The organism is Actinopolyspora mzabensis, from assembly GCF_900101095.1.
GTDB classification, from domain to species: domain Bacteria; phylum Actinomycetota; class Actinomycetes; order Mycobacteriales; family Pseudonocardiaceae; genus Actinopolyspora; species Actinopolyspora mzabensis.
In genome coordinates this window covers 193,398-219,161 of sequence record NZ_FNFM01000007.1, presented here as the reverse complement: position 1 = coordinate 219,161, position 25,764 = coordinate 193,398, and the positions used below count along the sequence as shown (strand labels likewise).

Annotated in this window: 20 protein-coding genes; 13 read left to right on the top strand and 7 right to left on the bottom strand. The window is 67.9% G+C overall.

The genetic code is table 11. From position 1 onward, the window contains the following. Window positions 1-14: 14 nt before the first annotated feature. Entirely contained in the window at window positions 15-743 is a 729-nt protein-coding gene (locus tag BLR41_RS13600) for an amino acid ABC transporter ATP-binding protein (RefSeq protein WP_176797983.1), read from the bottom strand. Window positions 744-1,264: 521 nt separating this feature from the next. On the opposite strand from BLR41_RS13600, the gene miaB reads away from it, so the two are divergent. Further along, window positions 1,265-2,749 (top strand): tRNA (N6-isopentenyl adenosine(37)-C2)-methylthiotransferase MiaB, encoded by a 1,485-nt coding sequence (gene miaB / locus BLR41_RS13590; protein ID WP_092628798.1) that lies wholly within the window; start codon window positions 1,265-1,267, stop codon window positions 2,747-2,749. A 47-nt stretch (window positions 2,750-2,796) separates the two neighbouring features. Continuing rightward, entirely contained in the window at window positions 2,797-3,267 is a 471-nt protein-coding gene (locus tag BLR41_RS13585) for an Rv2732c family membrane protein (RefSeq protein ID WP_245694159.1), read from the top strand. 128 nt (window positions 3,268-3,395) lie between these two features. Here BLR41_RS13585 and BLR41_RS13580 read toward each other — a convergent pair whose 3' ends face one another. Further along, the gene (locus BLR41_RS13580) at window positions 3,396-4,718 is read right to left on the bottom strand and encodes a DUF349 domain-containing protein (RefSeq protein WP_092628636.1); all 1,323 of its coding nucleotides are present in this window, start codon (window positions 4,716-4,718) and stop codon (window positions 3,396-3,398) included. Window positions 4,719-5,135: 417 nt separating this feature from the next. Here BLR41_RS13580 and miaA point away from each other — a divergent pair, with 417 nt between their 5' ends. The 4 genes from miaA to BLR41_RS13560 all read left to right on the top strand — a co-directional run bounded on the left by miaA (window position 5,136) and on the right by BLR41_RS13560 (window position 9,761). Then, on the top strand, window positions 5,136-6,062 hold the full coding sequence (gene miaA / locus BLR41_RS13575) for a tRNA (adenosine(37)-N6)-dimethylallyltransferase MiaA (RefSeq protein WP_092628635.1): 927 nt from the start codon (window positions 5,136-5,138) through the stop codon (window positions 6,060-6,062). A 91-nt stretch (window positions 6,063-6,153) separates the two neighbouring features. Continuing rightward, window positions 6,154-7,032 carry a diaminopimelate epimerase gene (gene dapF / locus BLR41_RS13570; RefSeq protein WP_092628796.1) on the top strand — a complete coding sequence of 293 codons (879 nt, stop codon included), beginning with the start codon at window positions 6,154-6,156 and terminating at the stop codon, window positions 7,030-7,032. Window positions 7,033-7,341: 309 nt separating this feature from the next. After that, the gene (gene hflX, locus BLR41_RS13565) at window positions 7,342-8,712 is read left to right on the top strand and encodes a GTPase HflX (RefSeq protein ID WP_092628795.1); all 1,371 of its coding nucleotides are present in this window, start codon (window positions 7,342-7,344) and stop codon (window positions 8,710-8,712) included. Next, window positions 8,709-9,761 (top strand): hypothetical protein, encoded by a 1,053-nt coding sequence (locus tag BLR41_RS13560; protein WP_092628633.1) that lies wholly within the window; start codon window positions 8,709-8,711, stop codon window positions 9,759-9,761. The genes hflX and BLR41_RS13560 overlap by 4 nt, the downstream gene beginning before the upstream one ends. Window positions 9,762-9,884: 123 nt before the next feature. Here BLR41_RS13560 and BLR41_RS13555 read toward each other — a convergent pair whose 3' ends face one another. Continuing rightward, the gene (locus tag BLR41_RS13555; RefSeq protein WP_092628632.1) at window positions 9,885-11,087 is read right to left on the bottom strand and encodes an MFS transporter; all 1,203 of its coding nucleotides are present in this window, start codon (window positions 11,085-11,087) and stop codon (window positions 9,885-9,887) included. Window positions 11,088-11,801: 714 nt separating this feature from the next. After that, window positions 11,802-12,572 (bottom strand): transcriptional repressor LexA, encoded by a 771-nt coding sequence (gene lexA / locus BLR41_RS13550; protein WP_245694155.1) that lies wholly within the window; start codon window positions 12,570-12,572, stop codon window positions 11,802-11,804. Window positions 12,573-13,131: 559 nt separating this feature from the next. Here lexA and BLR41_RS23690 point away from each other — a divergent pair. The 6 genes from BLR41_RS23690 to BLR41_RS13525 all read left to right on the top strand — a co-directional run bounded on the left by BLR41_RS23690 (window position 13,132) and on the right by BLR41_RS13525 (window position 21,433). Further along, window positions 13,132-13,263, top strand: coding sequence for a hypothetical protein (locus BLR41_RS23690; RefSeq protein WP_281240959.1), 132 nt, complete (start codon window positions 13,132-13,134; stop codon window positions 13,261-13,263). A 295-nt stretch (window positions 13,264-13,558) separates the two neighbouring features. After that, window positions 13,559-14,101, top strand: a complete 543-nt coding sequence (gene nrdR / locus BLR41_RS13545; protein WP_092628630.1) for a transcriptional regulator NrdR — start codon at window positions 13,559-13,561, stop codon at window positions 14,099-14,101. Window positions 14,102-14,258: 157 nt separating this feature from the next. Then, window positions 14,259-17,102, top strand: a complete 2,844-nt coding sequence (locus BLR41_RS13540; protein ID WP_092628629.1) for a vitamin B12-dependent ribonucleotide reductase — start codon at window positions 14,259-14,261, stop codon at window positions 17,100-17,102. A 402-nt stretch (window positions 17,103-17,504) separates the two neighbouring features. Beyond that, complete coding sequence (locus BLR41_RS13535) at window positions 17,505-19,307, top strand: Xaa-Pro dipeptidyl-peptidase (RefSeq protein WP_092628627.1); 1,803 nt, start codon at window positions 17,505-17,507, stop codon at window positions 19,305-19,307. 158 nt (window positions 19,308-19,465) lie between these two features. Continuing rightward, window positions 19,466-20,575 (top strand): DUF4192 domain-containing protein, encoded by a 1,110-nt coding sequence (locus BLR41_RS13530; RefSeq protein ID WP_092628626.1) that lies wholly within the window; start codon window positions 19,466-19,468, stop codon window positions 20,573-20,575. A 279-nt stretch (window positions 20,576-20,854) separates the two neighbouring features. Further along, window positions 20,855-21,433, top strand: coding sequence for a dihydrofolate reductase family protein (locus BLR41_RS13525; RefSeq protein WP_092628625.1), 579 nt, complete (start codon window positions 20,855-20,857; stop codon window positions 21,431-21,433). Window positions 21,434-21,590: 157 nt separating this feature from the next. Here BLR41_RS13525 and galE read toward each other — a convergent pair whose 3' ends face one another. From galE to BLR41_RS23140, 3 genes are all read right to left on the bottom strand, one after another. Continuing rightward, the gene (galE, locus tag BLR41_RS13520) at window positions 21,591-22,550 is read right to left on the bottom strand and encodes a UDP-glucose 4-epimerase GalE (RefSeq protein WP_092628624.1); all 960 of its coding nucleotides are present in this window, start codon (window positions 22,548-22,550) and stop codon (window positions 21,591-21,593) included. Window positions 22,551-22,670: 120 nt separating this feature from the next. Beyond that, window positions 22,671-23,852 (bottom strand): galactokinase, encoded by a 1,182-nt coding sequence (gene galK, locus BLR41_RS13515; RefSeq protein WP_218120119.1) that lies wholly within the window; start codon window positions 23,850-23,852, stop codon window positions 22,671-22,673. Then, window positions 23,849-24,544 carry an iron-dependent transcriptional repressor DtxR gene (locus BLR41_RS23140; protein ID WP_092628621.1) on the bottom strand — a complete coding sequence of 232 codons (696 nt, stop codon included), beginning with the start codon at window positions 24,542-24,544 and terminating at the stop codon, window positions 23,849-23,851. The genes galK and BLR41_RS23140 overlap by 4 nt, the downstream gene beginning before the upstream one ends. A 342-nt stretch (window positions 24,545-24,886) precedes the next feature. On the opposite strand from BLR41_RS23140, the gene BLR41_RS13500 reads away from it, so the two are divergent. Further along, window positions 24,887-25,744 (top strand): sulfurtransferase, encoded by an 858-nt coding sequence (locus tag BLR41_RS13500; protein WP_092628619.1) that lies wholly within the window; start codon window positions 24,887-24,889, stop codon window positions 25,742-25,744. Window positions 25,745-25,764 lie beyond the last annotated feature (20 nt).

Here is a 25,764-nt window from a genome sequence, read left to right as displayed (position 1 = left end):
GATGTGACCCGGATCTAGTGAGTGAGGATCTTGCCCAGGAAGTCCTTGGCGCGCTCCGATCCGGGCGAGTCGAAGAAGGTCTCGGGGGAGCTGTCCTCGACGACCTCGCCGTCGGCCATGAACAGCACCCGGTGTGCGGCGCGGCGCGCGAATCCCATCTCGTGACTGACCACCAGCATCGTCATGCCCTCGTCGGCGAGCCCCGCCATCACTTCGAGCACCTCGTTGACCATCTCCGGGTCCAGTGCCGAGGTCGGCTCGTCGAAGAGCATCACCTTGGGCCGCATGGCCAGTGCCCGTGCGATCGCCGCGCGCTGTTGTTGCCCGCCGGAGAGCTGCGCGGGGTACTTCTCCGCCTGATCGGCGATCCCCACCCGGCGCAGCAGCCGCATACCCTCTTCGCGTGCCTCGTCCTTGCCGAGCTTTCGAACCTTGATCGGCCCCAGGGTGACGTTGTCGATGATGCTCTTGTGCGCGAACAGGTTGAACTGCTGGAACACCATCCCGACGTCCGCCCTGAGTTCGGCGAGCGCGCGCCCCTCCTCGGGGAGCGGCACTCCGTCGACGGCGACAGCGCCCGAATCGATCGTTTCAAGCCGGTTGAGTACTCGGCAGAGGGTGGACTTGCCCGAACCCGAGGGTCCGAGAACCACCACGACCTGACCACGGGGGATTTCAAGGTTGATGTCCTTGAGCACGTGCAGTGACCCGAAGTACTTGTCGACCGCGGACACCCGGATCATCGGCGTATCCGTGGAAACTTCGGTCATTCGATCTCCAGATCGGTCGGAAACGGCGGACACGATGAGGGCAACCTAAGGCGCGTGAGCCGCTGCGTCCAGCACCGATCGGTCGACTGATGTTGCGACTCGATTACATTCACCGATTGCAGGGTGTTGTTCGCGGCATCGAACGCGTGGGCGGGTCGACCCGTCACGGAGGGTGTCCGCGCTCCGTGATCGGGTTGCTCGGTCCGGTGCGTCCCGTCGGCTCCGGTGGCGGTCCCGGCCCACCGTTGTCGGTTCGCCGTCTTGATCACGACCCCAGCCGCGAGCGCCGGCGGTTCCTCGCATCCGGTCCTCGCATCCGGGTAGGAGCGCGTTCCGCGCTCACCAGCACCGTCCGACGAGCAGCAACGCGAGGCCGGTGACCTCCGGTGACCTGGACCGCGGCCTCGGGGCGCCCCGGTCGACGCCCTCGGTTCCCGTACCACGAATGAGTGCTTTCCACCAGGGGATATGGTGGGAGCGTGACGGACAAGCGGGTGCCTCAGTCATTCGAAGTGCGCACGTATGGCTGCCAGATGAACGTGCACGACTCCGAGCGGTTGTCCGGGGTGCTGGAAGAAGCCGGTTACGTGCGGGAGGCGGGCGACGACCCCGCCGACCTGGTCGTGTTCAACACGTGCGCGGTACGGGAGAACGCCGACAACCGGCTCTACGGGAACCTCGGGCGGTTGCGTGCCGCCAAGCGGGAGAACCCCGGCATGCAGATCGCGGTGGGGGGATGCCTGGCGCAGAAGGATCGCGGCGAGATAGTTCGGCGCGCGCCTTGGGTGGACGTCGTCTTCGGCACGCACAACCTGGGGTCGTTGCCTACGTTGCTCGAACGAGCCAGGCACAACCAGGAAGCCGAAGTGGAGATCCTGGAGTCGCTGGACCAGTTCCCCTCCACGCTGCCCGCTCGTCGCGAGTCCGCCTACTCCGGGTGGGTTTCGGTCTCGGTCGGCTGCAACAACACCTGCACCTTCTGCATCGTTCCCTCGCTGCGCGGCAAGGAGAAGGACCGTCGCCCCGGGGACGTGCTGGCCGAGGTGGGCGCGCTCGCCTCCGAGGGGGTTCTCGAGGTCACCCTGCTCGGACAGAACGTCAACGCCTACGGCGTCGAGTTCGGTGACCGCTACGCATTCGGGAAGCTGCTGCGTTCCTGCGGCGATATCGAGGGGCTGGAGCGGGTACGTTTCACCTCACCGCATCCCCGCGACTTCACCGACGACGTCATCGACGCGATGGCCGAAACCCCCAACGTGTGCCCCCAGCTGCACATGCCGCTGCAGTCCGGCTCCGACCGCATGCTCAAGGCGATGCGCCGCTCCTATCGCGCCGAGCGCTTCCTCAACATCGTGCACAAGGTGCGCGAGGCCATGCCGCACGCGGCGATCACCACCGACATCATCGTCGGGTTCCCCGGGGAGACCGAGGAGGACTTCGAAGCGACTCTCGACGTGGTGCGCAGGGCACGATTCGCCAGCGCCTTCACCTTCCAGTACTCCAAGCGTCCCGGCACTCCCGCCGCCGAGATGGAAGGACAGCTTCCCAAGGAGGTCGTGCAGCAGCGCTACGACCGACTGATCGAGCTGCAGAACGAGATCTCGCTGGAGGCCAACCAGCAACTGGTGGGAAGCGAGGTCGAGCTGCTGGTCGCCGAGGGCGAGGGGCGCAAGAACGCGCACACCGAGCGCAGGTCGGGCCGCGCCAGGGACGGGCGGTTGGTGCACTTCACGCCGGAGGGAGCCACGGACGGTGAACTCCGTCCCGGCGATCTCGTGCACACCACGATCAGCAGGGCGGCGCCCCACCATCTGCTCGCGGACGGTGGCGTGCACCGACACCGTCGTACCGTGGCCGGTGATCGCTGGGAGGCGGGGCAACGCCCCAAGACCTCGGGAGTCGGTCTCGGTCTGCCCTCGTTCGGCGCTCCGAGCGCCGCGAGCACCGACGGTGCCGCCGAGCAGGGGTGCGGATGTTGAGCGAGAATTCCGGTGCCGGGCAACCGCCTTCGGATGGAGACGAGCCAGTGGACCAGGGCGAGCAGCAGCGGTTCCGCACCGAACTGTCCCGTGCCGAGCGGGAGATCGGCCGTGTGATCGATCCGGGGGTGCGGGCGCTGGTCATAACCGGGATCATGCTGGTTCTCGTGCTGACCGCGGTGCTGCCTTGGGTCGGTGACGCCCCGGGATGGCAGATCCTGGCGGGCCAGGCGGATCCGGCCCTGGGTGTCGGGCTGCTTCCCCGGCTGTTCTCCATCAACTCCGCCATCGCGGGAGTACTGCTCGGGGCGCTGGCCCTGGCCACGCGTCGGTGGGCGATCGCATGGTTGGCGGCGATGTTCTGCTGCGTGGTCACGGTGGAGGGAGTCATCGCCATCTGGTCCAGGCAGACGGCTGAGGCCGGAGAGCCGGGCCCCTCGTTCGGTCTGGTCATCGCGGTGATCGCGATGGGAGTGCTGGCCAGTCAGTGGCTGCGGATCGTCTGGTCCCGCGCCTGACCCTCGTGGACCGCGGTTCTTCGCGGTGACGGCTCGGCGGTACCGCTCGGCGGGCACCGAGGTCGTCCGTTTCCCGGCCCGGGAACACGGCCGACCCCGCTGCGCCCGCCGATCGGTTCACCCGGCGCTCAGCGGTCCGTCAGGGCGTGCTCCGCTGCGGTGAGCCACTCCTGCCACTGCCGCGCCTGCTGCTCGGCCTCCTTGGCGCGTTTCTCGTTACCCGCCGACCGTGCCTTGGCGGCCTGCTGCTCGTACTGCTCCACCCGCTCGCGGAACTGTTCGACCCTGGCTTGGGCCTCCGGATCGGTGCGACGCCACTCGTGCTGGGCCGCCGAGCGCACCCGGTCGTTGACCGCGCGCAGCCTGCCCTCGAGCTCGCGGATGCGTTCCCGGGGCACCTTGCCGATCTCGTCCCAGCGTCGCTGGATGCGCTGCAGCTGGGCCTGGGCGGCGTTCGGGTCCGCGTCGGCGTCGATCCGCTCCGCCTCGGCCAACAGCTCCTCCTTGAGCCTGGCGTTCTCGGCGAACTCGGCGTCGCGCTCGGCGAACGCCTCGGAACGGCGGGAGAAGAACTTGTCCTGCGCGGCACGGAAACGTTTCCACAACGCTTCGTCGCTGTCCTTGGGGGCGCGCCCCACCGCCTTCCACTCGCTCATCAACTGCTTGTACCGGTCCGCCGTGGGACCCCAGTCGGTGGATTCGGTCAGCGACTCGGCCTCGTCGGCCAGCTCCTGCTTGCGTTCCTTGGCGGCGTTGCGCTGCCGGTCCAGTTCCGCGAAGTGGGACCCCCGGCGCCGGTTGAAAGCGTCACGGGCCTTGGTGAATCGCTTCCAGAGCTGCTCGTCGGTCTTGCGGTCGACGCCCCGAACGCTCTTCCACTCCTCGAAGATGGCACGCAGCCTGTCGCCCGCGGTTTTCCAGTTGGTGGCCTCCGCCCCGATCTGTTCCGCCTCTTCGACCAGCGCTTCCTTACGTGCCACCGCCTCGGCGCGTGCCTTCTCCCGCTCGGCCTTGGCCTGCTCCACCGCGTGCTCGGCGCGCGTCACGATGTGTTCCAGCCGTGCGGCCAGCGAGTCGACATCGCCGACCACGGAGGCCTGGGGGAGCCCGTCACGCAGGTGTTGGGCGCTGGACAGCGCCTGTTTCGGATCTCCCGAGCCCGAGGAGAGCCGCGTCTCCAGCAGCTCGGCCTCGGTGCGGAGGTCGTCGAACCTCCGAGCGAAATGAGCCAGTCCTTCGTCGGCGTCTCCCGCCTGCCACGAGCCGACGAACCGTTCTCCCCCGGAGGTTCGTACGTAAACCTCCCCCTCGGAGTCGACCCGGCCCCAGCGCGCCGGATCGCCGGAAGCGATCGGTACCGCGGGTGCGGCGCCACGTCCCGAACCGCTCGTTGTCGAGTCCGCGGCCGCCGACGCGTCGGCGGTGTTCGGCGTCGTGTCCTGGTCTGTCATGGCCGGCTTCCTCCTTCTGCCCGCTCAGTGCTCGTGCGGAGCACGAGCGCCCCGTCGTCGGACGGGGCCGAAGCACCCGGCGACAAGTCGTCGGATATGTCGCCGTCGGCGCATTCAAACAGCCCGGGCGCGTGTCGACCAGCCCGAGACCGCCGAAACCGTCGGTTCCCGGGGCTGACACCGCCGGTGCGGACCGGTTGGAACGCGCACCGGGTCGAAGAAACCCCGGTCCGCACCGGCCGACAGCGCCGCTTACGGCTTCCGTCATGAATGTGCCTCTACCACGATATTGGACGGCACCACCCTGTTGACGGTAGGAAGGCTTTTTCCCGACTACCGCGTGTCGGCCGCGCGTGCGCACCGAGCGGGGCGGGTGTACCGCTGCTTCGGCCGTGCGGCACACCCTAGGCTGGAGGAATGCCCGTCACCACGCCACGCCCGGTGGCCGTTCTCGGCCCCACCGCCACGGGCAAGTCCGAACTGGCGCTGCGACTGGCCGAACGGCTGGGCGGTGAGATAGTCAACGTCGACGCGATGCAGCTGTACCGCGGGATGGACATCGGCACCGCCAAGCTTCCCCCGGAGCGGCGACGCGGCGTCCCGCACCACCAGCTCGACGTCCTGGAGGTCACCGAGACGGCCTCGGTGGCCGCCTATCAACGGCACGCCAGATCCGATGTGGAACGGCTGCTGGACTCCGGCGTCCCGCCGATCCTGGTCGGCGGTTCCGGGCTCTACGCCCAGGCGGTGCTGGACGAGCTGAACTTTCCGGGAACCGACCCGGTCGTGCGGCAACGCTGGCAACAACGGCTGAGCCTGATCGGCCCCGAATCGCTGCACCGTGAACTCGCCGAGCTCGATCCACCCGCGGCGGAGTCGATATCGCCCGCCAACGGCAGGCGAGTGGTTCGAGCGATGGAGGTGATCGAGATCACCGGTCGTCGCTTCTCGGCCAATCTCCCCGAACCCGGGCCGCCTCGTTACGACACCCTGCTCGTGGGGCTGGACCGCTCCGTGCTCGAACTCGACACCAGGGTCAACGCGCGAGTCGCCGAGATGTTCGACGGGGGACTGGTCGACGAGGTTCGTGCGTTGGAACACCGCGGGCTGCGGGAAGGACGCACCGCCTCCAGGGCGCTGGGGTATCAGCAGGTGCTGGCCGAGCTGGACGAGGCGGCGGACATGACGTCGGCCGCCGCCGAGACCGCGCGGGCCACCCGAAAATTCGTGCGGCGGCAGCGTTCCTGGTTCCGCAGGGACAAGCGAATCCACTGGTTCGACGCGGCGCGGCCCGACACTGTGCCGGAGATTCTCCGGCTCCTGGGCAGGGGAGGGGCGGATTAAGCGAAAGTGGGCGAGTCGTTCCGGAACGGGAGAGGGCCGGATCCTCCGGTGTGTTCCGGATCCGGGCACACCCGGCGGCTAGACTGTGGCGGTGCAGTCTTACGCGGGACCGGAATTTCTCAAGGGGCACGGCACCGAGAACGACTTCGTCGTGCTGCCCGACCCCGGGGGCGAACTCGACCTGACGGCGGCGCGGGTGCGCGCGTTGTGCGACCGGAGGATCGGTCTGGGGGCCGACGGCGTGCTGCGGGTCGTTCCGGGCGGTCTGCTGGGGGAGGAGCTCCCCGCCGACGTCCCCACCGACGCGTGGTTCATGGACTACCGCAACGCCGACGGTTCCGTGGCGGAGATGTGCGGTAACGGGGTACGAGTCTTCGCGCGTTACCTGCTCGAATCGGGCCTTGTCGCATCGGGGACCGTCCCGGTGGGCACACGGGCGGGGCTGCGGGGAGTCCTCCTCGGCGAAGACGGACGCGTGACCGTGGACATGGGGGTCGCGGCCGTTGCCGGGCACGCCAGTGTCACCGTCGCGGGGTATGCGATGTCCGCACTGGCGGTGGACCTGGGCAATCCGCACCTGGTCTGCGTCACCTCCGGGATCGGCGACCTCGACCTGTCGGTACAACCCGGTTACGACCCCGAGCTGTTCCCTCACGGCGTGAACATCGAACTGGTGGAGCCGCTCGACGAGCGGGCGCTACGGATGCGGGTCTACGAACGGGGCGTCGGCGAAACCCGTTCGTGTGGCACCGGGACCGTCGCCGCCGCCGTGGCGGCACTGCGTGCCGACGGCGGGGAACACGGTGTTCGACTGGTGCATGTTCCGGGGGGAACGGTGGAAGTCGAGGTCACCCCGGAAACCACTACGCTGACCGGCCCCGCGGAACTCCTCGCCCGTGGTGAGCTCGACGCCGAGTGGTGGCGGCGTATCGGCGAGCCGGTACTGGTCACTTCGGGTACGAACCGGTGAAAACCGGTGGACGGTCGTGCCATAATACAGGGTGGCAGGACCGAACCGGCCACCCCCCGAGGGGCAGTGCCGAGCGGGCAGGGCACACGCGGTGCCACCGCGGGCCTCACCCACCGGCGGTTCGTTCGGATCGGTCGGGCCGTGACCGGATAACCCCACTAGTGACTGAGTAAGGATTACTTGAGAAGCCGTTATCACACCGATGAGCGCCCCGAAGTGACCGAGTGGAACACCGGCGCGGACGGCGCTGACGTACAGACGGCCGGTGAACACCTGCGCACGGACTCCCGGGAACCCTCCATCGGCGAGATGGAGCGGGCGGAACGTGCTTCGCTGCGCCGCGTTTCCGGCCTTTCCACCGAGCTGTCCGACATCACCGAGGTCGAGTACCGCCAGTTGCGGCTCGAACGGGTCGTACTGGTGGGGGTCTGGACGGAAGGTACCTCCGCACAGGCGGAGAGTTCCCTCGCCGAACTCGGCAGACTGGCCGAAACCGCCGGCTCGGAAGTGCTGGACGGTGTGGTCCAACGCAGGGATCGTCCGGACCCCGCCACCTACGTGGGCGCGGGCAAGGTGCGCGAACTGCGGGACATCGCACTCGCGGCCGGAGCCGACACCGTCATCTGCGACGGTGAGCTCGCACCGGGCCAGCTCAGGCAGCTGGAGGAGAAGCTCAAGATCAAGGTCGTGGACCGCACGGCCCTGATCCTGGACATCTTCGCCCAGCACGCCAGTTCCAAGGAGGGCAAGGCCCAGGTCGAGCTCGCCCAGTTGCAGTACTACCTGCCGCGGCTGCGTGGTTGGGGTGACAAGATGTCCCGGCAGGCCGGTGGGCGTGCCGGTGGCGGCAACGGCGGTGTGGGTACCCGTGGTCCCGGTGAGACCAAGATGGAGACCGACCGTCGGCGGATCCACAAGCGAATCAGCAAGCTCCGTAAGGAGCTCGCCTCGATGAGCACCATTCGCGAGACCAAACGCTCGCGTCGTGCCGCCAACGCCGTGGCCGGGGTGACCATCGCGGGCTACACCAACGCGGGCAAGTCCAGTCTGCTCAACGCACTCACGGGCAACGGGCTACTGGTGGAGGACTCGCTGTTCGCGACGCTCGACCCGGCCACGCGCAAGGCCCGCACTCCGGACGGCAGGCCCTACACCCTCAGCGACACCGTCGGGTTCGTACGGCACCTGCCGCACCAGCTGGTCGAGGCGTTCCGCTCCACCCTGGAAGAGGTGAGCAGGGCGGACCTGTTGTTGCACGTGGTGGACGGCACCGATCCCGCGCCGCAGGAGCAGGTCAGCGCGGTGCGCCAGGTAGTCACCGAGATCAGTGCCGAGCAGGGCGGCACGGTCCCGCCGGAGCTGGTCGTGGTGAACAAGGCCGACGCCATGGACAACACGAAGGTCGTGGAGTTGCGCAGGCTTCTTCCCGAGGCGATCTTCGTCTCCGCCCGTTCCGGAACGGGGATCGAGGAGCTCAAGCGCGCTGTCGCCGACTGGCTGCCCCAACCGGATGTCTACGTGGACGCGCTGGTGCCCTACACCAGGGGTGAGCTCGTTTCCCGGGTGCACACCGAGGGCGAACTCGTGGCACGTGAGCACACCGCGGAGGGAACCAGAGTGCGTGCCAAGGTCCGGACGGATCTGGCCAACGCGCTCGAACCGTTCGCCACGACGGGATGAGTCGGTTCCGACGCGTCGCCGCGGTAATGCTGCTGACCGCCGGCTCCGCGTTGACCGGTGGGTACGCCTCCGGGCAACCGAGCACCGGCGCGCCACCCGCACCACGGGTTCGCTGCACGCCCGGGGACGAGCGGCTCGCCGAGCTCTCGGGGCTGGCGGTCGGCGAGCGGAACTGGTTCGCCGTGGGAGACGGCGGTAGCCGGGTGCGCGTCTACGAACTCGACCCGTCGGACTGTTCGGTGGTCCGCGTCCACTCCGCTGAGGCGGATCCCTACGACGTGGAGGACCTCGGACGGCGGGCCGACGGCACGCTGTGGCTGGCCGACACCGGGGACAACAGCTCGCGCAGGGACACCGTGGCGCTGCACGTGATCGACCCCTCCGGCGGGGCCGAGCTCTACCGGATGAAGTATCCGGACGGCCCGCACGATGCCGAGGCACTGCTGCTGGGCGAGGAGGGAAACGTCTACCTCGTCACCAAGAGCCCGCTGGGTGAGGCGGGTGTGTACCGCCCGGTGGGACCGCTGGACGGTTCCGAGCCGGTCGGGCTGGAGCGGGTGACGACGCTGTCGTTGTCCCCCACCGACACGCCGGGTGGGCCCCTGCCCGCCTCGTTCGGATCGGTGGTCGTTACCGGTGGCGCTGTCTCACCGGGACGCGATGTGGTGGCGATACGCACCTACACCGACGCGTACCTCTATCCGGCTCCGAACGGCAGCGTGCCGGATGCGTTGCGGCGGGACCCCGTGCGTGTTCCGCTGCCGAACGAGGCGCAGGGGGAGGCCATCGCGTTCGAACCGGACGGTGATCTGCTGTCGGCGACCGAGCAACTGGGCCCGATTCGGAGTGTGCCGAACGCGGTGGGTGCCGTCCCCGCACCGGCTCGGGAAGCCGCTTCCGCCACGACCTCCGCGGTCCCCACCACCTCGTCCTCCGAGTGGCGTTCCCCATCGGAGCGTCGTGTCCTGCTCGGCCTCGGCGGAACGGCCCTCGTGCTGCTGCTCGTCCTACTGGGCGGGTTGCGCCGTCGCGCCCGGCGTTCGCGGTGAACGGCGAATCCGGTATCCGTGCGGCGTCCAACGCTCGCGGCTGGGCGGGGATCCGTCGCCGCCGGTGGCGGGAGTAACGATCACCAGATCAGCCGGTTTCCCGTGACCGCCGGGCACAGCCGGTCAGTGGACCGGAGTCCCGGATGTCTCCTCCGCTCGGGGCGCGGCTGCGCGCTGCCGCGCTCGCGGGGTCAACGAGAAGGCGACAAGCAGCAGTACCGCCCCTGCGAAGGGCACGTAACCGGCTCCCAGGGTGCCGATTACGACACCGCCGATGGCGCCGCCCACACCGGTACCCAGGTACAGCCCCGATATGTTCAGAGCCATCGCCGTCATGCCTGCCTGGGGCGCCGCCGCGAGCACGCTGCCCTGCATCGGCGGATTGAGGCTCCAGGCGAAAGTGGACCACAGTGCCACCAGAACTCCCAGCACGATCGCGCTCGTCAGGCCGGACACGCCGAACAGCCCGGCCAGGATCAGCGCGACCAGGTGGCCTCCGACCACCAGTTTCAAAGTGCGGTGCGGGCCCAGGGCATCACTGATCCTGCCGCCGAACAGCGCTCCCACGAGACCGAGCAGTCCCACGATGAGCAACATTCCCGCGCGCAGGTCGGCGCCACCACCCACTGTCGCGCTGGTGAACGGGCCGATGTAGTTGTAGAACATCAGACCGCCTGTTCCGCACAAGAACGTCACGGTCACCAGCCGTGCCACCGGTAGGCTGCGCAGTGGACTGAGCCGGTCGGCCAGCGGCGCGGCGGGACCGCCCGCGATCCTGGGAGCGGTGGCGAAAACACCGAGCGCCGAGAGTGCTCCCACGGCCGCGATGAGCCAGAACGTGGCGCGCCACCCGTAGAGCCCGCCGAGTAGCGTTCCCAGCGGAACACCGGTGAACAGCGCCACGGTCATCCCCGCGGTGACCACGGACAGATAACTGCCCTGTCGGCCTTCGGGTGCCCCGGAAGCCGCCGTGGCGAAAGCGGCCGATGTGACGCTCGCCGCTGCCAGCGCGGCGACGATGCGGGAAGCCAGCAGCGTCCAGTACTCGGGCGCGAGAGCGGCGGCGGCGTTGGCCACCGTGAAGACCACGAGCCCGCCGCCCAGCACGAGTCGTCGCGGCATCCTGTCGAGCACGACGGCCAGCGTGGGGGCTCCCAGGGCGTAGACCACGGCGAAAGCGGTCACCAGCTGCCCGGCGACCCCTACGGTGACGTTCAGGCTTTCGGCCACTTCGGGGAGAACTCCCGCGATGACGAACTCGTCGGTGCCCGTTGCCAGTAGGGCCGCGAACAGCACCAGTAACCAGGGTGGTGTCCGGTGGGACACGGCGGACCTCCTTGCGTATCACTCGTTGAGTCGAAGCTGGTGTCACGACGAGTGGCTGTGCGGGCCACCCCGGCACTTCGATCAGTTGGAGTCCTCGAACATCGAGTTCGAGTGCGCCCCTCCGCCGCGGTGCCGATCGCGAGGTCCGGACGAGACTCGCTACGAGATTAAAAAACCAACCGCCCCGTTTTGTCAAAGTGAATATATTGTGGTTCGCGTCACTTGACGTGTTGCTCGCACGTGGCGGATCGACGTTTTCGGAGCCGGGGCGGTAGAGCGGTTTCCGCCGTGAAGCTGGGAGTGTCACCGGCTTTTACCAGCTGGTTTCGATATTGGTGCCAGCTCTGGGGCTCGCCGGTCGTCACGTGTTCGACAGCCGAACAAGGCGGCGATTAAGAAGGTGAATGGTCGGTTTTAGTCGCCACGGGCAGGTGCAGTGGGAGAGCGGGACGTTCGCTCGGAGGGGGACAACCTCGCCGAGCAGGCCGTTCCGAGACGCTCACTCGCCGAGGAGGTTCGTCCGCCTTCGTCAGTGGCTACGGCGGAGCCGGGATCGCTCGTTCGCCTGTCGTAGTTCGTGGCGGGAGTCGGGAAACGGAATCCGGGGAAACCGGAAGAGGTGGTGGCCCGGTGGAACGACTTCCGTGGCGGAACACCCCAGCCGGGCCACACGAGCCCGGACCACCCGCCAAAACCGTCCGCCGAAGCGGCCGATCAAATCTTGCGCAGCACGGCGACCACCTTGCCGAGCACGGTGGCCTGATCGGCGATGATCGGTTCGTAGTCGTCGTTGTGCGGTATCAGCCACAAATGTTCCGCCGTGCGCTTGAAGGTCTTCACCGTGGCTTCTCCGTCGAGCATCGCGGCCACGATGTCGCCGTTCTCCGCGTCGGGCTGTTGTCGGACCGCCACCCAGTCACCGTCCGTGATGGCCAGATTCACCATGGAGTCGCCCACCACGCTCAGCAGGAAGAGGGAACCCTCTCCGACGACTTCCCGGGGCAGCGGGAACACCTCGTCCACGGACTGTTCGGCGAGGATGGGCTCGCCCGCCGCGATGCGCCCCACCACCGGAACGTAGGCGGGGTTCGATCCGTCGGGGAAAGCCGGAGCGGCCGACTCGTCGGTGGTGACCACGCCGACCGTGCGGGGACGATGCGGATCACGCTTCAGGTAGCCGCGCCCTTCGAGTACACGCAGCTGGTATGCCACCGAGGAAGTGGAAGTCAATCCCACGGTGTCGCCGATCTCGCGCACACTTGGTGGGTATCCGTAGTCCCGCATCCACTGCCGGATCGTGTCCAGCACGCTTCGCTGGCGCGAAGTGAGCTCGTCGTTCGGCTCCGGGGTGGCGTCGCCGTGGTTCTCGGAGCCGGTCGTTCGGGGCGTTGTGTCGGCTTCGCCGGAGGTCCCGCCGTCGAATCGGTCGGAAGCGTAGCCGTCCACCACGCCCTCCTGTTCATCGCCGCTCGCGCGTGCACGCACGTATCCAGATTAGACGGCATCCGAAGACGGATCAAACACTAGTTCGAGTGAATTCGGCGCGTTGTCGTCCCGGTGAGGTTGTCGTCCCGCTGAGACAGCCGAGGCCGGAGATGGGCGGTCCCCCTGTGTCGATCACGGTGAACCTCTCGCGCTCGATCCGATTCGATGCTACACCATTCGTACAGCAGTTCGATCGAACGCGTGTTCGATTTCGCTCGGAGGTGGCGCGGGCGGCTCGTGCCGCCGGGGAAGACGCGCGGTTCCCGCTGGTGGGGAGCGCTCGGGCTGTGGATACCGACGATTCGTACGGGGAGTCGCGATGCCGGTGTTTCGGGTTGCCAGGCGGGTCGAGGACCGCGAAGGCGGGGCGGGGATCGGATGCCGCGCTGTCGAAGATCGCGGGGCGAGGTATCTTGCCGCGGCGTCCTCGTGTGCTCCCACGGCCCCGAGTGCGGCTGAGGTTGGGTCGCGACGCGATCCCGAGGCCTGTCGTGGCGGCTCGCGGTGCCCGGTCGCCCCCTCCGGAGCGTCGTGCTTCGCAGTCGGAGGTCGGGGCGACGTGCCCGGCGGCGGTGAGTCGCTCTTCGGCGCTCCGCGTTCGGCCCTCGTCGAGACGGCCCTGCTCGCCGCTGCGGCCCTGGGTGCGGGTGTGCTCGTCGTGCTCGTGGGAGTGTCGCTTTCGCTCGGCTGAGGCGGCACCTCTCGTGCGTCGGGGGTGACTCCGTCTCCGAACGGCCGGATCGGCGCTGTGATCGCTATCCGGGGGGTGGTCGACATCCCGCTTCCCGAGTTGCTTATGATTCGGTCCGGGATTAGGCTCAACCACAACATCTAGTAGTTGCATCGTTGTGATTAATCCATAGCTTGGGTGTGGCCGTCTTGTCGGCGGTGTTCGCCCCCAGCGGTGTCAACCGTCCGCGGGGTACCGGGTGTCGCGTCGTGCGCGCCCGTGGACCATTGGGCTGTGTCGAGGGGATGACTGGCGAGTGCGTTGTCCGTTCTGTCGAGGTGACGATTCGCGTGTCGTCGACTCCCGTGAGGTGGAGGAAGGGCAGTCGATCCGGCGCAGGCGGTCCTGCGCGGGCTGTGGACGCAGGTTCACCACTGTCGAGGAGCTGGTGCTCACGGTGGTGAAACGTTCGGGGGTGACCGAGCCCTTCAGCAGGGACAAGGTCGTGCGTGGGGTTCGTCGCGCGTGTCAGGGGCGCCCTGTGGCGGAGGACGACCTGCAGCAGCTCGCCCACCGGGTGGAGGAGACGATCAGGTCGCTCGGTGTTCCGGAGGTGCCCAGTCACGAGGTGGGGCTGGGGATCCTCGGCCCGCTGCGTGAGTTGGACGAGGTCGCCTATCTGCGGTTCGCCAGTGTCTATCGTTCGTTCACCTCGGTGGAGGACTTCGAACGTGAGATAGCCGAACTGCGCAGGGCGGAGGGGCCGGATCCGGAGGCTTCCGGAGCCGGGAGCACCCCCGCCGACGACGGGGGAAACGAATCCGCCGGTCAACAGGACGAGGCGAGTGCGAATGCCTAAACCGGGCAAGGGGGCGGCGCGCCGCCGAAAGGGCGGTGCGAAACGCGAGCGGGGCGCCCGTTCGGGCGATAACTCGCAGCGTGAGAAACCACCGGGACGGACGGGGAGCCCGGACGGTGGCAGTAGGAGAGCGAGCGACAAGGGAGAGGCCCGAATCATGACAGAAACCGTCGGTAACCCGACCGCCGTAGGGGAGTCGGAGTCGGGTAGCAGTGAGGCGGGCATCCGGGTGGAGCGTGTCTACACGACCGAGGGTGTGCATCCCTACGACGAGGTGAACTGGGAACGACGCGACGTCGTCATGACCAACTGGCGCGACGGGTCGGTCAACTTCGAGCAGCGTGACGTCGAGTTCCCCGACTTCTGGTCGCTGAACGCGGTCAACATCGTCACCAGCAAGTACTTCCGTGGCGCGCTCGGCACCCCGGAGCGGGAGAGCAGCCTGCGGGAACTGATCGACCGGGTGGTCAAGACCTACGCGCGCAACGGTGTCGAACACGGCTACTTCGCCACCGAGCTGGACGCCGAGGTTTTCGAACACGAGCTGACCTACATGTTGCTGCACCAGGTGTTCAGCTTCAACTCGCCGGTCTGGTTCAACGTGGGGACCACCTCGAAGCAGCAGGTCTCGGCCTGTTTCATCCTTTCGGTGGACGACACGATGGAGTCGATCCTCGACTGGTACAAGGAGGAGGGTCTCATCTTCAAGGGAGGTTCGGGTGCGGGACTGAACCTCTCGCGCATCCGCTCCTCCAAGGAGCTGCTCTCCTCCGGCGGCACCGCGTCCGGGCCGGTGTCGTTCATGCGGGGAGCCGACGCCTCGGCCGGGACCATAAAGTCCGGCGGTGCCACGCGCCGTGCCGCGAAGATGGTCGTGCTCGACGTCGACCATCCCGACGTCGAGGAGTTCGTCGAGACCAAGTCCAAGGAGGAGCACAAGATCCGCGCCTTGCGTGACGCGGGATTCGATGTGGACCTCGGCGGCTCCGACATGGTTTCGGTGCAGTACCAGAACGCCAACAACTCGGTGCGGGTGAGCGACGAGTTCATGCGCGCCGTCGAAAGCGACGGCCAGTTCGGACTGCGGGCCCGCACCGACGGCTCGATCACCGACAGCGTGCAGGCCAGGGATCTGTTCAACCGGATGGCGCGGGCCGCCTGGGAGTGCGCGGACCCGGGGATCCAGTACGACGACACGATCAACGACTGGCACACCAGCCCGGAGTCGGGACGTATCACCGCCTCGAACCCGTGCTCGGAGTACCTGCACCTGGACAACTCCAGCTGCAACCTGGCCTCGCTCAACCTGATGAAGTTCCTTCGCGAGGACCTCACCTTCGACGCGGACCTGTTCCGGCGCACGGTCGAGCTCGTGATCACCGCGATGGACATCTCGATCAGCTTCGCCGACTTCCCCACGGAGTCGATCGGCCGGACCACCCGCGACTTCCGGCAGCTGGGCATCGGTTACGCCAACCTGGGCGCGTTGCTGATGGCCACCGGCCACGCCTACGACTCCGACGGTGGGCGGGCGCTGGCCGCCTCGATCACCTCCCTGATGACCGGTACCGCGTACAAACGTTCCGCCGAACTGGCCGGAGCTGTCGGGCCCTACGCGGGCTACGCCCGCAACGCCGACTCCCACCAGCGCGTGATGCGCAAGCACGCCGCAGCCAACGATCTGGTGCGCACGTACCATCACAACGACGTCGCCGTGCACGACCTGGCGACCGAGGTCTGGCAGCGCGGGCTGGAGATCGGCGGGCGCAACGGCTGGCGCAACGCCCAGGCGTCCGTGCTGGCTCCCACCGGAACCATCGGCCTGATGATGGATTGCGACACCACCGGTGTCGAACCGGACCTGGCGCTGGTCAAGTTCAAGAAGCTGGTCGGCGGCGGTTCCATGCAGATCGTCAACCGGACCGTGCCCCGCGCGCTGCGTGCGCTGGGATACCCGGATGAGCAGGCCGAAGCGATCATCGAGTACATCTCCGAGCACGGTCACGTCGTCGACGCCCCCGGGCTGCGCCCGGAGCACTACGACGTCTTCGACTGCGCGATGGGTCAGCGCTCCATCGCTCCGATGGGGCACGTCCGCATGATGGCCGCCGTGCAGCCGTTCCTGTCCGGATCGATCTCCAAGACCGTCAACATGCCGGAGCACGCCACGGTCGAGGACGTGCAGGAGATCTACTTCGAAGGATGGCGACTGGGGCTGAAGGCACTGGCCATCTACCGGGACAACTGCAAGGTCGGCCAGCCGCTGTCCGCGGGCAACGGAGGCAAGGGGCAGCACGAGGACAAGGAGCAGGCCGAGAAACGGGTCGAGAAGGAGATCGAGTACCGGCCGGTCCGCAAGCGGCTGCCCAAGAAACGTCCCAGCCAGACCGTGTCGTTCACGGTCGGTGGGGCCGAGGGGTACCTGCACGCCGGGTCCTACCCGGACGACGGTCTCGGTGAGATCTTCATCAAGCTCGGCAAGCAGGGTTCCACGCTCGCCGGTGTGATGGACGCGTTCGCGATGTCCATCTCGGTCGGACTGCAGTACGGGATTCCGCTGGAGTTCTACGTTTCCAAGTTCCAGAACGTGCGTTTCGAGCCCGCGGGGATGACCGACGATCCGGACGTGCGGATGGCCAGCAGCGTGCTCGACTACCTGTTCCGCAGGCTGGCGCTGGATCACCTGTCCTACGAGAAGCGGGCGCAGCTGGGCATCTTCACCGTGCAGGAGCGCACCGAGCAGGTCAACGGCGCCGAGGAGGCGGAGACCACCAACCAGGTGGAGTCGATGCGCGAATCGGTCGGCTACTCCCAGCAGTCCACGCCGTTGGTGCAGAACCACTCCGACGATTCCGAAGCCGGAAGCTCCACCGAGCTGTTGGAACTGAAGCTGGGCAAGGCGGCTGACGCTCCGCTGTGCATGACCTGCGGCACCAAGATGCGGCCGTCGGGCTCCTGCTACCTCTGCGAGGGTTGCGGAGCCACCTCCGGGTGCAGCTGACCGCCGCTCAGCGGTAGTCCGTTTCGGAAGAATCCGTCCCGTGTGAGTTCGGGGAGCCGGTCCGCCGACCGGCTCCCCGGTTTCGCGTCCGAACGTTCGAAGCCGGTAGGGGACCTCGTCCGCTTCGGTTCGGAGATCCGCGGTGGTTCTTCCGATAACGCGAGGCAGCTCGGATACACCTGGCCTCGTTGACGCCGGCGTGGTGGACTCCCGATCGGGCGGGTGCCCCGCTTTCCGCGCGGCAGGGGCTTTCCGTGCGGCAGGGGCTTTCCGCGCGATCCGGCGAAAGCGCTCCGATCCCTCGGTCACGCGTTGGCGCAAAACCGCCGCGCTTCGTGATTGACATTCCAACGGTGGGTGGCAAGCTGCTGGTTGACCTTGCAACCTGATCGTGGAGTTCGCATGTGGCGAGCGCGAGCGGCCGTTGTCGCCGCCCTGGTGGTCCTGCCGCTGACCGCTGTCCCCGCGAGCGCGGGAGACGCCACTCGACCACCGGAGCCGGTGATCGAGCACGGCGCGGCGCAACCGGTGTTCGACGCCTCGAACGCGGTGCGTGAGGATCTGTTCGTAACGGCCGATGTGGACAGTGACGACGACGGGCGTGACGACCGGGTACACGTACAAGTCGTCCGTCCGGAGGAGACCGAGCACGGTATGCGTGCACCGGTCGTCTACCGGGCCAGCCCCTATTTCGCGGGCGGTAACCCGGTCACCAACCACGATGTCGATCGCGAGCTCTACGTTCCGGATCGGGCCGCGGCACGCGCCGCCGGAGTCGGAACGTCCTCCGCCAGGTCCGCCGAGGCCGAGATCGGATGGGCTTACCAGGACTTCCTGCTGGAGCGGGGCTACGCGGTCGTCTACGCCGAGTCGCTGGGGAGCGGGGCCTCCGAGGGGTGCCCGACCTCCGGCGGCCGCAACGAGACCATCGGTGCCAAGTCGGTCGTCGACTGGCTGAACGGGCGGGCCCCCGCGCACGACTCCTCGGGTGATCCGGTCACGGCCGACTGGTCCACCGGTGAGGTCGCCATGATGGGGGTCTCCTACAACGGAACACTGCCCAACGCGGTGGCCACGACCGGCGTGGAAGGTCTGGAGACGATCGTACCGATTGGGGCGATATCCAGCTGGTACGACTACTACCGCGCGGACGGGGCGGTGGTGGCACCCGGTGGTTACCAGGGTGAGGACACCGATGTGCTCGCCGAGTACGTGCACACCAACGAGCGGGACTGCTCGGCCGTCATCGAGCGGTTGCGCCGGGAGCAGGACCGGCTGACCGGTGACTACAACGACTTCTGGAACGAACGCGACTACCTCGACGAGGTCTCGAACATCGACGCCTCCGTGCTGATGGTGCACGGCCTCAACGACTGGAACGTCAAGACCAAGCAGGCGGCACAGTGGTACGAGGCGCTGCGCGAGAACGGCGTCGAGCACCGGGTCTGGTGGCACCGGGGTGGGCATCTCGATCCCATCGGAGTGCGCCGGGACGAGTGGCTGCGTACCCTGAACCGCTGGTTCACGCACTATCTGCACGGTGTGGACAACGGAGTTCGCTTCGAACCCAGGGCGACCATCCAGCGTGCCGACGGCAGCTGGCACCGCGAGTGGGAGTGGCCCGCCCCCGCCGCTCGCGAGATCTCGCTGACCCCGACTCCCGGTGGTTCCGAGCGCGGTGGTCTGCGGTTGTTCCGCCACGGTTCGACGGACGTCGTCGAAAGTCTGCGCGACGACGCGGGCGAGACGGCCGAGGAACTCGCGAGAGCGGCGAGCTCGCCACACCGGCTGGCCTACTTCACACGTGACCTCCCGCGCGGTGTCCGGATCAGCGGCACGGCGCGGGCGGAACTCGCGCTGTCGTTCGACCGGCCCGCCGCCAACGTCACTGCCATGCTGGTCGATCGTGCTCCCGACGGCACCGTCACCCCCATAACCCGGGGCTGGACGGATCCGCAGAATCGTCGTTCCGTGGCGAGCACCACCCCGATCGAACCGGGGGAGCAGTACCGGATCGGGGTGAGCATGATGCCCGACGACTACGTGCTCCGGCGGGGTCACAGTCTCGGGCTGGTCGTGCTCTCCAGCGATCACGACTACACGCTGCGCCCGTCCGCCGGAACCGGGTTGAACCTGGAGCTGTCGGACAGCGAGCTCCGGGTTCCCGTGGTGATCGATCGTGGTGGGCGTGAGCGGTTGTTCTGAAGCCGGGTAGCGGCACCGCTCGGTGTGGCTCGGTGGCGGCCCCCACCGGTCCATGCCGGGCGGCCTGCCACCCGCTCGTTGTCCACATCTCCTCGAACCCTGCACAAGCGGTGGAATCCGGGTTTTCGCGGCAGCTCAGTTACGTCGACTCTGGAGGTATGGGTTCTACCGCGAAGCAACGCACTGTCCGACTCTCGGCCCCGGCGGAGTACCTGGCTGCGATTCCGCACCTGCTCGGCTTCTACCCGAGGGATTCACTGGTACTGACCACGCTGCACGGCGGTCCGGAAACAGCGAAGCTGGGGATGACCGCTCGGGTCGATCTCCCCGAACCGAACTGTCGTCGTGAACTGGTGGCGGAACTGGTGCGGGGACCGGTTTCGAACGACGGCCCCGACGGGCTGCTGGTCGCCGTCGTCGCGGCCCCGGCCCCCGATGCGGCTGAGTCCGAAAGCGCCTCCGCCGCACCCGTCCGACCGCCGGAGAATCACCCGGACCTCGCCACGGCGGATCCGCCACGGTCCGAACTGGTGGACTCGCTGCGGCGGGAGCTGCGCACGGCCGACATACCGCTGGTCCGGGCGCTCTGGACGCCCGAGATCCGCTCGGGCGGGGTCTGGCGATGCTACGGCGAGCAGTGGGACGGCACGGTGCCCGATCCGAGGTCCTCACCGCTGGCGGCCGAGCTGGCTGTCTCGGGAGCGATCACGTTCTCCAGCAGGGAGGAACTCGCGGCGAGCGTCGCTCCGGAATCTCCGGAGACCCCGGCCAGGTGGTCGGCGCGGCTGAACCTGATGCAGGACGAGGCAGAGCCGCATCGAGGTGACGCGACGATGTGCGCCGCTGACACCGAGGCGGTGTTCGCCGCGATCCGCCGTACCGCGCGGGGCAGTCCGCTGACCGAGGAGGACCTGTTGCGGGTGCTGGTGGCGTTGTCCGACTACCGGGTGCGGGACCTGGCCATGGGAATCGCGCTGACCGTCTGGTCCCGTGCCGCCGAACAGCTGTGGTTCGTGCTGGTCCGGAAAGCGCCGGAACCCGAGGTCGCCGATGTGGCCGCACTGCTCGCGTTCTCCGCCTATCTGCGGGGGGACGGTGCCCTCGCGAGCGTGGCGCTGGACCGGGTCGAACGGACCAGGCCCGCCCACCGCCTCGGTGAGCTGTTGCGGCGAGCGCTGGACAGCGGGATAGGCCCCGAGGAACTCGCCGTCGTGGTGCGCGACACCGCGGTGGACGCGCGGTTGATGATCGAACAGGAGGAAACCTGAATCCGGCCACCGAACCGTCCTCTGGCGGTGAACCCGAATGTGGGCGAACTCTGCCGTGCGCTTCGATGAGCGCGAGACACCTCCGGACACACGTGCACTCGAGTGGATGCGTGCACCCGTGGGCGATGAGGCGCGGCTGATCCGACGTGTGGGGGCGTTACGGCGGCATGGTGTCGGTAGTGGCCGTATGCTTACTCTTATCACTGCCCGAGACGGCGAGTTTTCGTCTTATTGGCTGCCACTACCGTGGCGCCACACGATCCGGATGGGAAAAGCACCGTGCCAAGTTTGATGGTGGACTTCATCGTTTCGCTCGACGGTTACGCGTCCGCGGACGGATGGCCGGGTTACTGGGGTATGGAGGGCCCCGAATACCTCGCCTGGATAGCGGAAGGATCCGAAGAGGAGCACACCGTGCTCATGGGGGCGACGACATACAGGCTGATGTCCGATTTCGCGCCCGAGATACCCGATGATCCCGGCATGGCCGCATTGACCGCGATGCCCAAGGTGGTGTTTTCCTCCACATTGGAGGCGCCCCTGTCCTGGGGCAACACCGAGTTGGCCGAAGGGGACGCCGTCGAAGCGGTGCGGAACATGAAGCGGCGCGGCTCGCTTCCCATGCGCACCATTGGCAGCCTCACCCTGAGCAGGTCACTACTCGAAGCCGGTGTGGTGGACCGTTTCCGTCTCGTCGTTTTCCCGGTTGTCACGGGCGCTACCGGGAAGGAACGTATCTTCGACGGGTATCCCGATCTCGCCCTCGACTTGGTCGACAGCCGTACGTTCGACGGTCGGATCCAGTTGCTCGAGTACGTTCCCACTGTGCTCGACGGCCCGCCCGGCGTCGGTAACTGAGTGTGCCGTCCGGGTGGCCGTGATCCCGGCCTTCGTTCTCGACCGCTCGAATGAAGCGGGGACCGCGTTCCTTCGCCACGGAGCGAACCGTTCCGACGAGTGCGCACCGGGCCTCAACCGACTGGAAAAGCTCGATCCGGCCCGGTGGTGTACTCGGTCAGCCCCGGTCGTCGCGGACGAAGTCCCACGCGTCCCGCACGATCTCCGCGATCTCGCGGCGCTGTGGATACCAGCCCAGCTCCTGCTGAGCCCGTTCGCTCGAGGCGACCAGCGTGGCGGGGTCCCCCGGCCGTCGTTCCGCCACTTCCGCGGGGATCTCCCTGCCGGTAACCGCGCGGCACGCGTCGATGACCTGCCTGACCGAGAAGCCCGTGCCGTTGCCGAGGTTGTAGATCCGGTGGCTGCCCGGCAGCGACTTCTCCAGGGCCAGTACGTGCGCCTCCGCCAGGTCCCGCACGTGGATGTAGTCCCGCAGACAGGTGCCGTCCGGCGTGGGCCAGTCGTCCCCGGCTATGTGGACGCGATCGCGCAGCCCACGTGCCACTTCGAGAACGATCGGGATCAGGTGCGTCTCCACCGTGTGACGCTCTCCCAGTCCCGCGTGGGCGCCGGCCACGTTGAAGTACCGCAGGCTCGTCGCCGCGATGCCGTACGCGGTCGCGTAGGAGGTGATGGCGTGGTCGATGGCCAGCTTGGTGGCCCCGTAGGGATTGGTGGGCCGTGTGGGGGCCTCTTCGGTGATCGGAACCGACTCGGGCTGGCCGTACACCGCAGCGGTCGAGGAGAACACGATTCGCTCGACAGCGTGCTCACGCATCGCGTCCAGCAGCCGCACGGAGGTCAGCACGTTGCCGTGCCAGTAACGCGCCGGATCCTTGGTCGACTCCGCCACCAGCGACTTGGCGGCGAAATGCAGCACCCCGTCGAACCCCTCCGCGAGAACCTCCGACGCGTGTTCGGCGACATCGCCCGTCACCAGCCGACAGCCCTCGGGCACCGCGTCCGCGTGTCCGGTGGACAGATCGTCGAGCACCACCACCTGATGCCCCGCCTCGAGCAGCCGGGCGGCGCAGACGCTACCCACGTATCCGGCGCCTCCGGTTACCAGCAGTTTCACGTTGCACTACCTTCCGACAGTATCGATTCACAACGTTGGTCGAACCTCGGCGCGCTCCACGAGGAACCTCCGAGCGGCCACCCGCTCGCGCCGTGGTGAGTGGGACGGTCCTCGACCCGACTAGCGATCCCGTGCCGCTCCGGCGGAGGGAACAGCGGTGAACAGCCGCGGCGCTGGAAAGCCGTGTCGCTCGAACGCGGCGGTAACGGCCTGCTCCGTCCGGGAACGTAGCTCGGTGGAGACCAACGCGATCGCCGAACCCCCGAAACCACCGCCGGTCATCCGAGCACCCGAGGCGCCAGATTCCAGCGCTGCCTCGACGGCGACGTCGAGTTCCGCGCAGGAGACCCGGTAGTCGTCGCGCAGACTCGCGTGCGATGCGGTCAACAGCTCGCCGACCTCGGTGAGCTCGTCGCGCCGCAGTCGTCGCAACGTTTCCAGCACCCTGTCGTTCTCGGTAACCACGTGCTGCACCAGCGGACGCAACTCCTCGGGCAGCCGGCGCAGCGCGTCGTCCAGGTCAGTCGCCGAGATGTCCCGCAGCGCGGGGAGCCCGAGCAGTTCGGCCGCCTGCTCACAGCCCTTCCGTCGATCCCCGTAGCCGGATTCGCTGTGCGAGTGGTTCGCGCGGGTGTCGACGACCAGCACTTCCAGCCCGCTGCCCGCGGCGTCGAACGGGATCTGCTCGGTCTCCCCCGATCGGACGTCGAAGAACAACGCGTGAGCCCGTTCGCAACGCAGCGAGGCCGTCTGGTCCAGCAGTCCCGTCGGGGCGCCCACGAACTCGTTCTCGGCCCGCCGGGTCCAGCGCGCGATGTCCATCACGTCCGGCGCGTTCGGACCGTCCAGCGCTCGCCCCGCCGCGTCCAGCAGCGCCAAGGCGGTGGCGCACTCCAACGCGGCGGAGGAGGAGAGGCCCGCACCGGTGGGCACCTCGCCGGAGATGACCAAATCCGCCCCGGGCAGCGGGATGCCGGACTCCCGGAGTGCCCAGGCTGCTCCCGCAGGGTAGCTCGCCCAGCCGTTCACCTCACCCGCTTCGAGGGCCTCGATCCGGAACGTTCCGGCGCGCTGCAGCGTGCCGTCGGAACCGTGTGTGGCCATCGACAGCAGACCGTCGTCCCGTCGCCGTACGGCGACCGCGGTTCGGTGTGGCAACGCGAACGGAAAGACATAGCCGTCGTTGTAGTCGGTGTGCTCGCCGATCAGGTTGACCCTGCCGGGTGCGGACCAGACCGAATCGGGTTCCATCCCGTGTTCCGCCACGAAAGCCCTCGTGGCTCGCTCCGCCGCCCCGTTCAACGCGGCCGAACCAGGACGGCGTGTGCGACGGACGGGGGCAGTTGGGTCTCGCCGGAGGTGCCCCGCACGTCGATCGGCTTGTTGCTGCCGACCACGGAAACTATCTCGATGTCGTTGCCCGGGACCACGTCCACCGTTTTCAACGAGTTCATCAGTTCCGGGTCGAGTTGTACGTGTTCGGCGATCCTGCACACCAACGCACGGCCACCACCGTTGCGGGCGATCTCGTCCACCCGTTGCAGTTCGGTGTCCACCTCGGGAGCACCGTCGCCGACTCCCAGATCGTCCAGCCCCGGGATCGGGTTGCCGTAGGGAGAAGTGCTGGGGGTGCCGAGCAGATTGACGAGCTTGCGCTCCACGGCCTCGCTCATCACGTGCTCCCACCGGCACGCCTCGCTGTGTACGTGCTCCCATTCCAGACCGATGACGTCGACCAGCAGCCGCTCGGCCAAGCGGTGCTTGCGCATCACACCGATCGCCCGTTCCCGGCCGGCTTTGGTCAGTTCGAGATGCCGATCCTCGGCGACCGACAGCAGCCCGTCCCGTTCCATCCGGGCGACTGTCTGACTGACGGTCGGCCCGCTCTGTTCCAACCGTTCCGCGATGCGGGCTCGGAGCGGGACGAGCCCTTCTTCCTCAAGCTCGTAAATCGTCTTGAGATACATCTCGGTGGTGTCGATGAGATCGTTCACGCCAGCTCCCCATTCGGTCCACCATCAATGCTAGCCGTAACGGGAGCCGAGGAGCGGTGCCCGGTCGGAGTCTCGTGTCACCTCCCGTTCGATCCGGGGAACACGGTGAGGCCCGGTTCCACGGGCGTGGGACCGGGGACGACGGCTCGGTGTCGATGCCGGTACGGTGCCTCGACCGCCGCTGCCGAAGCGGCTGCGCCGACGGTGGCTCGTCGTCCGAACGGGGCGCGCGCCTTGCTCCCGCCGGATCGCGGTGGCCGCGGTGCCGGTTCGGCGGGCACGCAGGTGAACATCGGGACGTTCAATGTGTTGAAGTCGCCCGCACCGAGACCGGAGGTCGCGATGAGTCCACTGATCACATATCGACAGCTGAAGTCCGCGCTCGACGGTGTCGAGCCGCCCGTGGTACTGGACGTGCGTTGGAACCTGCTCGGTCCTCCCGGGGAGCGGGAGTACACCGAGGGGCACGTGCCTGGTGCGGTGTTCGTCGATACCGAGACCGAGTTGGCCGCCCCACCCGCCGGGGCGGCCGGTGGCCGGCATCCGCTGCCGGACACCGACGTGTTGCAGCGAGCGCTTCGCCGTGCCGGTGTGAACTCCGAGCGGCAAGTGGTCGTCTACGACGCCGGGGACGGTTCGGTGGCCGCGCGCGCCTGGTGGTTGTTGCGCTGGTCGGGGCATCCCGCGGTATACGTGCTCGACGGCGGATTCGCCGCTTGGACCGCGGCCGGGTTGCCCGTCACCACGGAGGTGCCGCGCCCGGAACCGGGAGAGTTCGTGGTCGATCCCGGAAACATGCCGGTCACCGACGCGGAGGGGGCGCGACGACTGGCTCGTAACGGGATCCTGCTGGATGCCAGGGCGGGGCAGCGGTATCGGGGTGAGACCGAACCCGTGGATCCGCGTGCCGGGCACATTCCGGGGGCCTACAACGCGCCAGCGGGGGAACACGTCACCACTTCGGGCACCTGGCGTTCCCCGACCGAACTGTCGACACGGTTCACCGAGTTCGGTCTCACCGCGGGGGTGGATGCGGGAGCCTACTGCGGTTCCGGGATCAACGCCTGTTCGGTGATCCTCGCGTTGGAACACGCCGGGCTGCGCACTCCGGAGAACCCGGCGGCGCTCTACCCGGGTTCCTGGTCCGAGTGGTCCGCCGATCCGCACCGACCCGCTGCGACCGGTGCCTGGCCGGGATGAGTCAACGGGTGTGTCACGCC